The organism is Anaerobacillus alkalilacustris (genome assembly GCF_001866005.1).
GTDB lineage: Bacteria > Bacillota > Bacilli > Bacillales > Anaerobacillaceae > Anaerobacillus > Anaerobacillus alkalilacustris.
Genome location: NZ_MLQR01000045.1, coordinates 51,172 through 66,010, shown reverse-complemented (window position 1 = coordinate 66,010; position 14,839 = coordinate 51,172). Strand labels below are relative to the sequence as shown.

The 14,839-nt window shown below is 33.1% G+C and carries 9 protein-coding genes and 1 pseudogene; 8 read left to right on the top strand and 2 right to left on the bottom strand.

Annotated features, from left to right (window positions below):
* Positions 1-36: 36 nt before the first annotated feature.
* The 5 genes and pseudogenes from BKP37_RS16945 to BKP37_RS16920 all read left to right on the top strand — a co-directional run bounded on the left by BKP37_RS16945 (position 37) and on the right by BKP37_RS16920 (position 7,987).
* The gene (locus tag BKP37_RS16945; RefSeq protein WP_071310815.1) at positions 37-1,176 is read left to right on the top strand and encodes a DNA adenine methylase; all 1,140 of its coding nucleotides are present in this window, start codon (positions 37-39) and stop codon (positions 1,174-1,176) included.
* Positions 1,177-1,281: 105 nt separating this feature from the next.
* Positions 1,282-2,046: a protein NO VEIN domain-containing protein gene (locus tag BKP37_RS16940; RefSeq protein WP_071310814.1), complete on the top strand. Its 765-nt coding sequence runs from the start codon at positions 1,282-1,284 to the stop codon at positions 2,044-2,046.
* A 234-nt stretch (positions 2,047-2,280) separates the two neighbouring features.
* A pseudogene (locus BKP37_RS16930) lies at positions 2,281-4,390 on the top strand (ATP-dependent Clp protease ATP-binding subunit).
* Between the two features lie 563 nt (positions 4,391-4,953).
* Positions 4,954-6,834 carry a molecular chaperone HtpG gene (gene htpG / locus BKP37_RS16925; protein ID WP_071310811.1) on the top strand — a complete coding sequence of 627 codons (1,881 nt, stop codon included), beginning with the start codon at positions 4,954-4,956 and terminating at the stop codon, positions 6,832-6,834.
* Positions 6,835-7,042: 208 nt separating this feature from the next.
* Positions 7,043-7,987, top strand: a complete 945-nt coding sequence (locus BKP37_RS16920; RefSeq protein WP_071310810.1) for an aldo/keto reductase family protein — start codon at positions 7,043-7,045, stop codon at positions 7,985-7,987.
* 51 nt (positions 7,988-8,038) lie between these two features.
* On the opposite strand, the gene BKP37_RS16915 is transcribed toward BKP37_RS16920, so the two are convergent.
* The gene (locus BKP37_RS16915; protein WP_071310809.1) at positions 8,039-8,893 is read right to left on the bottom strand and encodes a VanW family protein; all 855 of its coding nucleotides are present in this window, start codon (positions 8,891-8,893) and stop codon (positions 8,039-8,041) included.
* A gap of 165 nt (positions 8,894-9,058) precedes the next feature.
* On the opposite strand from BKP37_RS16915, the gene BKP37_RS16910 reads away from it, so the two are divergent.
* From BKP37_RS16910 to BKP37_RS16900, 3 genes are all read left to right on the top strand, one after another.
* The gene (locus tag BKP37_RS16910; protein WP_245712553.1) at positions 9,059-10,930 is read left to right on the top strand and encodes an LTA synthase family protein; all 1,872 of its coding nucleotides are present in this window, start codon (positions 9,059-9,061) and stop codon (positions 10,928-10,930) included.
* A 185-nt stretch (positions 10,931-11,115) separates the two neighbouring features.
* Positions 11,116-11,454 (top strand): hypothetical protein, encoded by a 339-nt coding sequence (locus BKP37_RS16905; protein WP_071310807.1) that lies wholly within the window; start codon positions 11,116-11,118, stop codon positions 11,452-11,454.
* 169 nt (positions 11,455-11,623) lie between these two features.
* The gene (locus BKP37_RS16900; RefSeq protein ID WP_071310806.1) at positions 11,624-12,799 is read left to right on the top strand and encodes a LysM peptidoglycan-binding domain-containing protein; all 1,176 of its coding nucleotides are present in this window, start codon (positions 11,624-11,626) and stop codon (positions 12,797-12,799) included.
* Between the two features lie 686 nt (positions 12,800-13,485).
* Here BKP37_RS16900 and BKP37_RS16895 read toward each other — a convergent pair.
* Positions 13,486-13,950: a hypothetical protein gene (locus tag BKP37_RS16895; RefSeq protein ID WP_071310805.1), complete on the bottom strand. Its 465-nt coding sequence runs from the start codon at positions 13,948-13,950 to the stop codon at positions 13,486-13,488.
* Between the last annotated feature and the right edge of the window lie 889 nt (positions 13,951-14,839).

Below are 14,839 nucleotides of genomic sequence, written 5' to 3'. Positions count from 1 at the left end.
AATGATACACAGATTACTAGCAGGGGGAGTACAGAATTGGTAAAGCCGTTTGTTAAATGGCCAGGTGGTAAAACAGCTGAGCTTGAAATAATACATCAGTATATGCCAAGAAGCATAAATAATTATATTGAACCTTTCTTAGGAGGAGGAGCTTGTTTTTTTTCATTAGATAAAGATAGATATCAACAAGCTTTTGTTAATGACTTTTCAGATGAACTTATTTCTTTATATTTATTTATTAAGGATAGAAATGAGTTATTTCGTTCTTACTTACTTGATGTTTGGGAATTATGGTGTAATTTCGGAACTTTCTCTGATCGTCATTATGAAGTGTTGAGAGAGTTATATGGACGTTACAAAAGCGAAGAGTTAACGAAAGAACAATTAAAGGAAGAAGTTAGCGAATTTGTTGAAGGAAATTTTGATGATATCTTGTGTGTAGTTCCTCATAGCCTTAATCTTAATACTGACCGCTTAGTTAGAGAACTCAAAACATCTATTGCCTCGAAAATGACTAATACAAAAAACAATGAAGTAAAAAAAGGGGATTTACCTGAAGAAGATTATCGGAAGAATTTTGAAGCAAGTATCCGTGCGAGTATTTATACGTATTATCGTTACCTTTATAATCAAAGAGAGCAATATCAAATAAATCGAGAAATGCACATTGCTCTATTTTTCTACCTAAGGGAATTTTGTTATTCGTCAATGTTTCGTTATAACCAAAGTGGTGGTTTTAATGTTCCGTATGGTGGGGCTTCTTATAATAGCAAAGCTTTTATTAATAAGATAGAGTATTTATGGACTATTGAACTACATAATGTTTTGCAAAACGCATCTATTTTCAATTTAGATTTTGAACATTTTTTTGAAGCAATTCCACTTCATAAGGATGATTTCATTTTCTTAGATCCACCATATGACAGTGACTTTTCCACTTATGCGAATCATTCTTTTGCAAGTGATGACCAGGTAAGGCTTGCTGATTTTTTGCTCAATCGTTGCGGTAGTAAATTTATGGTGATTATTAAAAATACTGATTTCATTTATCAGCTTTATAACCAACCGGGAATCAATATTATTGGGTTTGACAAGTCATATAGTGTTAGTTTTATGGATCGAAATGATAAAAAAGTGGAGCATATCATTATTACAAATTATGAAGTAGGACATTAATGTTCTACTTTTCATTGTATTTGTTCAGTAATCACTCAATACATAAAGAGCACTTAACTTCTTCATTTAAGATAATAAATTTTCCGTGGATAAGGTGGTTTAAGAATGAGTAATTATAGTGAAAAAGAAATTATTGCAGTTGCAATAAAACTATTGGAAGAATCAGGGTCTATGACAACAACTGAGTTGAAAGAAGCATTGTTTGAGGAAATGAACCCAACTGGAAATGATTTAGAAAAAAATAAAAATAGAACAGACACTAAATTTGACCAAAAAGTTCGGAATATGGTTTCACATCGAGAGAACAATGAGTTGTTAAAGTATTGTGAATATCAGAAGGTTGGCAGAAATGGTGTTTTACGTTCTAAATCATTGTCTAAAACTCAAATTAATGAAGTTGAATCAGAAGAAGTTCAAGAGCGAAAAAGAAAAAAACGTAATTTTCGAGCTAGAATAGTGGACTTTGACGAGATTAATGCTAGAAATAAAGTGTTAGGGCAAAAGGGAGAAGAGTATGTTCTTCAATATGAAAAAGAAAGGTTACCCACTGAACTCAGTGACAAGGTAATTCATATTGCGGTAGAAGAAGGGGATGGGGCAGGGTACGATATCTTATCATACGATCGATCCGGAAAACCTAAATTTCTCGAAGTGAAAACGACAATTGGACTGAAACACACACCATTTTATTTATCTGCTAACGAAAAATCGTTCTTAGAAGTGTACAAAGAAAACGCGGAAATTGTTAGAGTATACAATTTTAATGAACAAACAGGCCAGGCCGACATGTATAGGATTTCTGGCAAAGAATTTTTCGATAAAACGAACGTAACACCAATTGCTTATAAAGTTACTGTGAAAGAAGAATAAATAAGAAATCTCCTTGATTTAATACAGATATTATAGGTGGTTTCCCTCTTTTGATAGAATTTCGCTCAGGTAAGAAAGGGACCCTACACTGTGTGGAGGTAAGCATTACCAATTGAAAAGTCAGGAAAGGTCAAATATAATAAAGGTAATCAATAAAGCCATTCGTTTCGTAATGGTTTTTTCTTTATATAAAAGGTCAAAGTTAGTCAAAGTCAAATAGGAGGATTGAGTTAAATGATATGTAATAAATGTCAAACCAATAAAGCAGTTGTTAAATTAAATTTACAAATAAATCAGGAAAAACGGAAAATAGACTTGTGTTCACAGTGTTATCATTCTGTAAAATTGTCAGGATTCAATTCCTTTCATAATCATTTTAATGGCTATTTTCAATCATTTTTTGAAAATAGCCCCCAAAAAATTGTAAAGCAAAATAAAAGAAGTACATGCTAATAATTTCTTAAATCAACACGGACGAAATTTAACAAATGAAGCAAAACAAGGTCGAATTGATGCAGTAATTGGTAGAGAAAAAGAAATCGAACGTGTTATAGAAGTATTAAATCGTCGCTCAAAGAACAATCCTGTTTTAGTTGGTGAAGCAGGTGTAGGTAAAACAGCGATTGTAGAAGGTCTAGCCTTAAAAATTGCTGAAGGAAAAGTACCTATGAAACTTAAAAATAAAGAAGTTTATGTTTTGGATATTAGCTCTCTCATTGCTGGTACTAGTTACCGTGGCCAGTTTGAAGAAAAAATGAAGCAGTTAGTTACTGAATTAGAAACTAACGAAAACCTTATTCTATTTATTGATGAAATACACATGATGGTAGGAGCAGGTGGAACTTCTGAAGGTTCGATGGATGCAGGAAATATCTTGAAAACTGCGCTAGCACGAGGCAATATTCAAGTTATTGGTGCAACAACGTTAAAAGAGTATAGATTAATCGAGAAAAACCCAACTCTTGAACGTCGTTTCCAACCTGTAATGGTGAAGGAACCTTCAGTAGATGAAGCTTTAACCATATTAAAGGGGATCCGACCAACGTATGAAAATTACCATGGTGTTAAGTACTCTGATGAAGTGTTAAAAGCATGTGTGACACTTTCTAATCGATATATTCAAGAACGTTTTTTACCAGATAAGGCTATCGATGTTTTGGATGAGGTTGGTTCAAAATTAAATTTAGTGCACTCAAATTCAAATACTAGTGAACTAGAGAAACGTCTTGAGAAAGTTATCTATGAGAAGGAGCTTGCAACAGCTGAAGAAAATTACGAAAAAGCTGCATTACTTCGTGATGAAGAACTACAATTGGAAGAAAAACTCCTAGATAAACCATCTGAGCAAGTAGTTAATGTAACTATTGAACACATTCAAGATATTATTGAAAAACGTACAGGCATTCCTGTCAAAAAACTAGAAAAATCTGAACAAGCGAAAATGAAGAATCTACCGAAAAGACTTGCTGAAAAAGTCATTGGCCATGAAAAAGCTGTTACTAAAGTAGCCAATGCGATATTAAGGGCTCGTGCTGGCTTGAAAGCCAAAACACGTCCAACAGCATCATTTTTGTTCGTTGGTCAAACAGGTACTGGTAAGACAGAGCTTACGAGAACATTAGCACTTGAACTATTCGGCAAAAAGGATGCGATGATTCGTCTTGATATGAGTGAATATATGGAAAAGCATTCGGTATCAAAACTGATCGGCTCACCCCCGGGGTATGTCGGTCATGATGAAGCTGGTCAATTAACTGAACGAGTACGTCGAAACCCATATTCAATTATACTTTTAGATGAAATTGAAAAAGCACACCCGGATGTTATGAATATATTTCTTCAAATTATGGAAGATGGACGTCTGACGGATAGTCAAGGGAGAGTAGTTAACTTTAATGAGACAGTCATTATTATGACATCCAATGCGGGTGTAACCGATAAGAAGGTTGCTTCGATCGGGTTTGGTGGTACTGAAGAAGATCGGCATTCAACAGTACTAGATAAGTTAGGAAACTACTTCAAACCAGAGTTCTTAAATCGTTTTGATTCAATTATTGAGTTTAACACTCTTAAGAAGGAAGACTTAATAAAAATTGTTAACTTAATGTTAGTTGAATTAGAAGAAACTCTTACTGAGCAAGGTATTTCTATTGAATTCACGGAAGAAACAAAAGCAAAAATTGCTGAACTTGGATATTGCCCAACTTTTGGAGCACGTCCATTACGTCGTAAAATTCAAGAACAAATCGAAGATCAAATTACTGCGCTACTATTAGATAACGAATTTGTCAAAACTATTCATGTTTACATGGAAAAAGATGAAATTAAAGTTAAAACTATATAACCCTGAACTTCAATCAGTGGGGCTGTTGAATAAACCCCACTGATTGAAGAAGTTCAGATTTATTTCAGTATCAGAATTTATAAGTTACTAACTTAAAAACTGTCTAGCGCAAGCAGCCTACGATCTCGGTCACTTCAGTCAAGCTACTGACTTCAATAACTACATGAATAACGTCTCTGAATAGCTTCATGCAGCTTTGCTCCTGCGGTTACTCGTCGCACGGAAAACAATTGCTCCTGCGGTTACTCGTCGCACGGAAAACAATTGCTCCTGCGGTTACTCGTCGCACAAAACACTGCTTCGAGGAAGCTTACTACGAAGCGGCTTTGCTTTTGAGCAAACGGAGTGGCACAGGAGCAGCTGCTCGTGACCAAGGCGCTTGCGCTTTTCGTGCTATTGGAGTAAAAACGTTCTAGATATATGTGTAGAATAACTTTAAAATGCATGGCTTTTTGTTGACATGAATTTTAATATATGGTAAATAAAAAAGAGAGTTAGCACTCGGTTTGCTTGAGTGGTAAATGAAAAAATATTTTTGTACTATTGAAAGGGGAGAAAGTTTCATGGTAAAAAAAGAATTTAAAGCTGAATCTAAAAGGTTATTAGAGATGATGGTTAACTCTATTTATTCTCAAAAGGAAATTTTTCTAAGGGAGTTAATTTCAAACTCAAGCGATGCGATTGATAAAATGTACTATAAAGCATTAACTGACGATTCAATAAGTTTTGAAAAAGATAATTATTACATAAAAGTATCTGCTGATAAAGAAAATAGAATTTTAACAATCACTGATACAGGAATTGGAATGACAAAAGAAGATCTTGAGAATAACCTTGGAATTATTGCTAAAAGTGGTTCTCTTACTTTTAAAAAAGAAAACGAAGCAAAAGATGGTCACGATATTATCGGTCAATTCGGTGTTGGTTTTTATTCAGCGTTTATGGTTGCAGACAAAGTGACAGTTGTAAGTAGAGCAGTTGGCAGTAATGAAGCTTATAAATGGGAATCTGAAGGTGCTGAAGGCTATACGATTGAGCCAGTTGAGAAAGATTCTGTGGGTACTGAAATCACCCTTAAAATTAAAGAAAATACAGAAGAAGAAACATTTGATGAATATCTTGAAGAGTATCGTTTGAGAGGGATTATTAAAAAGTATTCTGATTTCATTCGATACCCAATTAAAATGGATGTTACAACTAGTAAACCAAAAGAAGGTAGCGAGACGGAATTTGAGGAGTTTCAAGAAGAGCAAATTATTAACAGTATGGTTCCGATTTGGAGAAAAAACAAAAATGAATTGACAACTGAAGATTATGAAAACTTCTATACAGAAAAGCACTACGGTTATGATAAGCCATTAACACATCTTCACCTAAATGTTGATGGAGCAGTTAGATATAATGCGATTTTATTTATTCCAGAAAATATTCCGTTCGACTATTATTCAAAGGAATATGAAAAGGGATTAGAATTATATTCAAATGGAGTACTCATCATGAACAAGTGCTCAGATTTACTACCAGACTACTTTAGCTTTGTAAAAGGTATGGTTGATTCTGAAGATTTATCCTTAAATATTTCAAGAGAGATTTTACAACACGATCGCCAACTAAAGCTTATTGCCAAAAATATTAAGAATAAAATTAAGAGTCAATTACAAAACCTTTTAAAAGATGAACGTGAAAAGTATGAAAAGTTTTATAACTCCTTTGGTCGTCAGTTGAAGTTCGGGGTTTATAATGACTTTGGAGCAAATAAAGAAGACTTAAAAGATTTATTAATGTTCTATTCATCAAAAGAGAAGAAACTAGTTACGTTAGATGAGTATGTTTCAAGAATGCCTGAAGATCAAAAATATATTTATTATGCGTCTGGTGAATCGAATGAAAGAATTGAAAAACTACCACAAACAGAGATTGTCGGAGAAAAAGGTTATGAAATTTTATATTTTACCGATGATATTGATGAATTTGCAATCAAAATGTTGATGAACTATAAAGAAAAAGAATTTAAATCTGTATCAAGTGGAGATTTAGGTATCGACGAAGAAGATACTCAAACACAGAAAGATAACGAGCAATCAGAGAACAGAGAATTGTTAGAGTATATGAAAAATATCCTTTCAAGTAAAGTGAAGGATGTTCGTATCTCTAAAAGATTAAAAACTCATCCAGTTTGTTTATCTACAGATGGCGAAGTAACGATTGAAATGGAGAAAATCTTAAGTGCAATGCCAGAAAACCAAAATATTAAAGCCGATAAAGTATTAGAAATTAACAGTAACCACGAAGTTTTCCAATCATTAAAAGTTGCATTTGATAATGATAAAGAAAAACTAAGTTTATTTACAAATTTACTATATAACCAAGCCTTACTCATTGAAGGCTTACCAATTGAAGATCCAGTAGATTTTACGAACGATATTTGTAAAGTCATGGTTTAAAGCGACGAAATTTAAATAGCGCATTACATTTCTCAAAACTTGCAAAAATTAGAACTAAAAGTTTTTTACGAAAAAGACATGTACTCAATTTGAGTTTCATGTTTTTTTTTGTAATTTAACGAAATTTTAGTAAAAAATACTATATTGTTTTAGAGTTTTTTAGTAAAATGTAAACGGTACCGCATAATCATGTTAGGGGGAATTGAAGATGAAATATAGACGATTAGGTAACACTGGCTTAAAAGTTAGTGAAATTAGCTTAGGTAGCTGGTTAACGTATGGCAAATCAGTGGATGAGAATCTTGCAGAAAAGACAATACATAAAGCATATGAGTTAGGAATCAATTTCTTCGATTCTGCAAATGTGTATGAGCAAGGTGAAGGTGAACGTGTCATGGCCCAGGCTCTTAAGGAATATCGCCGTGAGTCATATGTGATTACGACAAAAGCTTTTTTCCCAATGGGCGACAGACCAAATGATAGCGGTTTATCACGTAAACATATCATGGAACAATTGCATGCTAGCTTGAAAAGAATGAACTTAGATTATGTCGATATTTTTTATTGCCATCGCTATGACGTTGAAACTCCGGTAGAGGAAACGTTACGTGTGATTGATGATTTAATTCGTCAAGGTAAAGTTTTGTATGCGGGAGTAAGTGAATGGAGTGCAGCGCAAATTGAGGAAGCCATTAAGATTGCAGATAGACGCTTGTTGGATCGCATTGTGGTGAATCAACCTCAATACAATATGTTTAAGCGCGATATTGAAAAAGAAGTTATACCTGTAAGTGAAAAAAATGGTGTCGGTCAAGTTGTCTTCTCTCCATTAGCCCAAGGTGTCCTTACAGGTAAATATAAAGCAGGCCAAGTTCCAGAAAGCAGTCGAGCAGCAAATAATGCTATAAATAATTATATGCAAGACACGCTAAACGAAAATACACTTTCAAAAGTTGAAAAATTAGAGCAAGTTGCCAAGGAACTAGATATTTCATTACCTTCACTAGCGTTAGCTTGGGTTTTGCGCCAACCTAACATAGCGAGTGCCTTAATTGGTGCTAGTAGACCAAGTCAAATAGAAGAGAATGTGAAAGCGGTTAATGTTTCATTGACAGAGAATATAGTAAATCAAATCGAAGAAATTTTACTTTAGTTTCAATTGAAACTGAGCTTAAGAATTATTTTCTTAAGCTCAGTAAATATTCTAATTGTAGTTAATGACTTCAGAAGAGTAAATATTTATGCTTACCATATTTCCATATATATGAGCACAAATTAATATAGGTTGGTTGTGAATATTTTTAAAAGAAAAGTCAGGACCGTACCAACTTACTGTTGCATCACGTCCGGGTGGAACATAAGGTACTCGTTTACTATGAGAGTAACGCTCAACTATTTCTACCCCAGCACGATCAACGGCATTAAATAATGTAGAAGATACTTGACAGATGCCACCACCAAAATCTAGAAAAACCCTCCCGCGAATGATGACGGGTCCTGGTAAATAGCCTTTTTCATATGTTCGTTTTCCAACAACTTCATTAAAAGAAAATAACTCACCAGGAAATACAACATGATTATTTATTGCTTCAACTGCAAGGTTAATATTATGGGCACGGGATTTGTTTCTTTTATTAAAATATGTAACAAAATGCCCAATTGGTTTTACACGGATATTAGCTAGCAATTCACTATCTACTTTTGGATAAAGAGGAATCGTAGGTATTTCTATTTGTGATGGAGAATTGCCTAGTAAATAGTTAAAAAATAGCTGTATAAATTTTTCCCGATCTAGTTTGTAACCAATTTGTTCTGCGATTATCTTTCCTTGTTTATTAATATAAGCATTTATAGGACTGTAGTAAATTTGTTTATCTAATTTTTCGATAAAATCATTCGATTTTTCAATATCAATGACCGGTTCTCCTAAATTAGAAAAAAAATCGCTTTTATTTACGTTTCCGATTGTTTCACCGTTTAATATTAAGGTAAGGCTAGCTTCATTTACATTTGTTAGTTGCGCTAAAACAAAAAATACGAGTAATAATGAAAATCTCATTTTTAAAATCCTCCTACTGTATATTATGAGTAGGAAGATCTTAAAATAGTCGCTTAAAAAATTTGAGTTATAAAAAATACTCCAATTTGAAAATGGCAATTATTTGTTAAAACAACCCCAATTATATTAAAATAGGTTAATACTAGTTATATGGGGTGTTCACTATTGGGAGAAGCAGGCAGTATAAAAACATTTTATAATAATCACAGATCTATTTTATTTTTTATTATGATTACCTGGCTAAAAACATTTGTTGTTTCTACACTGATATTCCAACTGCATATTGCCAGAATATTTGAAGTCCTATTTTTTCTAGGAAGTACATTAGGCTTTTTAATTATGACATATGGCCTTGGAATGTATCTTAATGTAAAGTGGCAAAATCGATATTATTTATTTTTACATTGTGTGTTGACAATTATTTTATATGCAAACGTTGTTTACTATCGAGAATTTACAGATATTATTACTTTGCCAATGCTTTCAATGAGCGCAAACATGGGGGATTTAAGCACTAGTATTTTTGCTTTGGTTAAATGGTACGATATTATTTATTTTTTTGATTTAATTATAATTGTGTATCTATTGATGAAAAAAACAAATTGTTTAACTGTTCAAAAATTATTTTTTCAACAAACAAAAGGATATGTATTTACAGCAATCATCATTATGACGATTGTGATCTCACTTGGCAATGTTCTAGAAAAAACACATTTTTTTAATCGTGATCAGCTTGTTAGAACGATTGGGCTCTATAGTTTTTATGTTTATGACATGTTTGTACATACTCAGACAAATGCACAACCTGTCTTTTCTAATGAAGATGATTGGTCAAGAATTGAAAAACATTTAAATGAATATCACGTATCCCCAAACCCTGATATGTTTGGAATTGCTAAAGATATGAATGTGATCGTTGTATCGTTAGAGTCAGTAGAAAGTTTCGTTATTGGAGATACGTTATATGGTGAGGAAATTACCCCTTTTTTAAACGAACTGATAGATGATAGCTTTTATTTTGAGAATTTTTATTATCAAACAGGGCAAGGCAAAACATCGGATGCGGAATTCTTAATTAATAACTCTTTATATCCGTTGGGGAGGGGAGCCGTATTTTTAACTCATGATACAAATGAGTACCAGGCTTTGCCAGAAACATTGTCACATTATGGGTATTATAATTCGGTATTACATGCCAATGATAAAACTTTTTACAATCGTGATGTTATGTATCCGAATCTAGGATATGACAAATACTTTTCTTTTAGTGATTACAATATTTCAATTAGAAATTCTGTTGGTTGGGGTTTAAAAGATATAGATTTTGTGGAACAATCAATGAATTATATTAGAGAATTTCAAGAACCTTTTTATAGTACAATTATTACATTAACAAATCATTTTCCGTTTCACTTAGATGAAGAAGATCAATTCATTGAGCCGTTTGATTCTGAAAGTATTATCTTAAATCAATATTTTCCTACTGTTCGATATACAGATGAAGCGATAAGAGTTTTGGTTGAAAAGCTTAAAGAAGCAGGTCTTTATGAAAATACAATGCTAGTTATGTATGGTGATCATTACGGGATTGCCAATACGCATTACGAACAACTTGCTAGATTTTTAGATAAAGAGATTGATTTATATGAAGAAGTAAAATTAAACAGAGTACCTCTTATCATACACATTCCAGGAATTAAAGGGGAAGTACTTGATACAATTTCAGGACAAATTGATGTCATGCCGACATTGTTAAATTTGTTAGGCATCCCTGAAGGAGACCATACGATGTTCGGTAATGATTTGTTTTCAAAAGACAGAGAGGGATTTGCGGTATTACGGAATGGAACAGTGGTCACTGAAGAAAATATTTTTCTAAATGAAACCTGCTTAAATTATAAAAATGGTGAAGAAATTCCTTTGGAGCTTTGTGAACCAAATCGTGAACGAGGTGCATGGGAACTTTATTTTTCTGATAAAATTATTTATCGAGATCTTTTTCGCTTTAAAGAAAATCGACTTTTGGGCAATGAATAGTACGAATAATGATTTTGTTTATGGATAATTTTAACAATTTGGTGAATGATATAAACCTTACTTGAAATTCCCAAGTGAATTTACTGCAAAAAAGAAGACATTTATGGTAAACTTGATGATGTTACTATGATTATTAATACTATTAAAGAAACGTACTAGTTCAAATATTGGAGGGGAGTAGAGAAATGAGTAGTGTAGATCTTAAGGCATTTTTTCAAGAAAGAATTATAGAAGCTAAGAACCAGTTTGAACGCACCATCGATTGTAAATATACTGAATTTGATACTTTATATCCATATATGAGTGAACATCCGCAATTTTTCTGGTATAAGCGATATGTGGCATGGCAAGAATTATTAACTATTATTAAACTTTCTAAAGAGCTTGATGTAAAGTGGGATGATTCATTTACTAAAAAGCAAATTGATTATGTTGAAAAGAAAGTACTTGATGCTAAAGTTTTAGATGATTGGTATGATTTCGCAAATAATGAAGAAGAGGAATCTTCTGTAAACGAACACTAAGGGGCACTATAACAGTTTAGTTAAAACTATTTAATCCTACCTAAAATTTACTATTTTAGGTAGGATTTTTTATTTATTTCAGTATCTGAATTTAAAAGATACAATTCCTTTGCTTTTAATTCCTAAAAAATATTTTCTTGGGGATATTAACTGCAAAGGAGTGAAGTATATGCAGTCATTTACTCATTATAGATTAAATAAAACGAATAATGGGATAGAAATCATTTTATTTCTAAATGAAAATATGATGGAGTTTGCAGATGAACTTGGATCCATACAGCATGCTAATAAACAAACTATTGAAGAAGAGGCCGTTCGTTATACTAAAAAACAATTTCCTAATCTTAAAGTAAAAGCTATAAAGGTTATGGCTGGCGCATTATTAGTTACAACTATTGGTTTTTTTAGTCCTTCAACAAAAGCGGAAGCATCAGCAAGTGTACAACAAACTATTTCTACAACGTATCAAGTAGTGGCTGGAGATACGCTCTCAGAAATAGCTCAACGATTTGGTACAACTGTTAATGCAATCAAACTACAAAATAATTTAACAACAGATTTTATTAGAGTTGGTCAAACATTAATTATTCCATCTGGAAATATGCAAGATAGTACATACGTTGTTGTTGCTGGTGACACGTTATCACACATAGCTAAAAGAAATGGCACAACAGTTGCCGCCATAAAAAACAATAACAATTTAACGACAGATTTCTTACGAATTGGCCAAACGTTAGCCATACCAACTACTAATAACTCATCAACAATTCAACAACCTGAACAAACTGTAGGAACACATCATGTAGTAGCTGGTGATTCGCTTTGGAAAATTGCAAATACTTATGGCACTACCGTCGAAGTAATCAAAATTACGAATCAGTTAACGTCGGATTTTTTACAAGTAGGACAAGTATTAACTATTCCTAGTAGTTCTGAAGTAAGGACTGCTCCATCGACAGAGGTGAAAAATAATAGTAATCAAGAAGAATTAGAATGGCTTGCACGAATAATTTATGCCGAAGCTAGGGGGGAGTCATTAAACGGACAAATTGCTGTTGGAGCGGTAATCTTAAACCGTGTAAAAAGTAATCAATTCCCAAATAATGTGAAGGAAGTAATTTTTGAAAGAAGTCATGGACACTTTCAGTTTAGCCCAGCTGGAAATGGGGCACTAGATATGGCACAACCGAATTCCACTAATTATGATGCGGCAAAAAGAGCTTTGAATGGTGAAGACCCTACGAATGGTTCATTATATTTTTATAATCCAAGTAAGACAAGTGATACTTGGGTGAGGAGTAGAACTGTATCGACGATTATTGGAAATCATGTTTTTGCATTTTAAGAAAGAGTTAATGGATCGAAAACAGAACTCGTTCTAGCTTCGCAAGTACATCGAAAATTCAGATGGAGCCTTAACTCCACCTGAATGGAAGTTCCCACCAACACTACGCTTAGAAGTGGGGGGGCTTTGAACCTTAAGTACAAATTAGTTTGATTAATCATTTATCAGTAACGATTTACTTGTAAGGTGCATATTGACAAATTACATCTAGTATTTACACTCAAAAGTACCATCTTATAAAAAGGTAATTTACACCAAGAAAAGCTTCAGCGCCTTGGTCACGAGCGAAAGGCGCTGAAGCTAGACAGTTTCCGAGTTAGAAACTTTTAAATTCTGATTATGTAAAAAAGGCTTGGAGAAAAAATTATCTCTAAGCCTCTTAATATCTATTTTAGCTGTTTTTTATGACACATGTTCCGCTATTTTTGAAAAATTTGATTTAATTAAACTTTCGCGGACAACAGATATCTTATTTGATCAAAATCGTTAAAAGAATGACATTATAAGACTAAATAGCGGATCCTCTGTCCGTGAAATCTAAAATTTGCGTGTTATATTCAAAATAAAGGATCTACAGTCCGTTTAAACCGTAAATTTAACATAGTACACTACACGATTGAATTTGAGGACATCTTTTCACCAATTCCTTATTATCTCTAATAGATTTGGTGGTTCGATTTTCTGGATTAGTCAAATTTGTTGAGTGGGAATTCTGCAATTACTTTTGTGCCGTCTAAAAATAATAATGTTGAATCAAATGCATAGTTTTTTACTTTCTCCAAATCTGAGTCATCTTTTATTTGATACTCGACACTAAAGGTTGTATTGACTCCAGGCTCTAAAACACCACTTGCTCCTCCGCCTCTAAACATCATTTTTTTATATTTCGTATTATCTTCCATTACCATTAATGATGCTAACTTTTTATTTGGTTTAATGACAATCTCGAAACCATAATAGTAATGCCCAGGATAATCAAATGCGGGAACTAATCGGGAACCAGTTAGATTTTTTATCTTTATATCATAACGTAGTATGTGCTCTGCTTTTATTAGCGTCGTTTCTACATCAGTTATTTCAAGATCATTTTGACTCTCAAAGCCAGTTAATAAAAACAAACAAATAAACATAAATACAAATAGTTTTTTCAAAAAGATCATTCCTCTACAGTAATTTTATGAAAATTATTTTTTGAAAATAACACTCTCTTTATTCTATAATCAGAATTTATAAATTTCTAACTTGAAAACTTTCTAGCGTAAGCAGCCTACGAACTCGAGCACTTCAGTCAAGCAACGGACTTCAATTACTGCTTGAGTTCTTCGTCGATTAGCTTCATGCTACTTTGCTCCTGCGATTACTCGTCGCACGGAAAACAATTGCTCCTGCGATTACTCGTCGCACGGAAAACTGCTTCGAGGAAGCTTGCTACGAAGCTATGCTAGAAGACGCAGAAGCACTTAAACGTAAGAAGCCATCCAATATAGAATCGCTTTCAACAGTGAAAGCTGATGATTAGTTATTCTTATGCCTGTGGTATTACTTAAACTAACGATCAGTGTGGAATGAAGGAACCATCCCACCATTGATTAAAGTTCGACTTAATAATTTAAGTTGACAAGTTGCATTCTTTCTTCTCTTTTCATTTGATAAATCTAAAGAACGATATGTATCATCTCTTATCATTCGTTGCTTGATATTAAGTTATAAGCCGTTAGTCTTACCATAAATATATCTGAAGTACATTCTATCTAATAAGAAAGAAAAGTAAACTATATATGAACGAGGGACTCTCGCAAGAAATGACGAATAGTATGGTTGGATCAAGTAATGCGCCTCTTTTATCCCACTCTTAAAGGGCAGTAAGATCCCAACCTCAAAACGCAAGGGGAATCGAAAAAAGGTAAGGTGGGATTAACTGTCCTTAAAGGACAGGTATAGAATAACTTTCATAAGTGAAAGCTCGGTAATTAGTTATTCTTATGCAAATCGTATAAGTTAAGCTAATAATCGGTGGGAGATGAAAGAAAACCTATACTG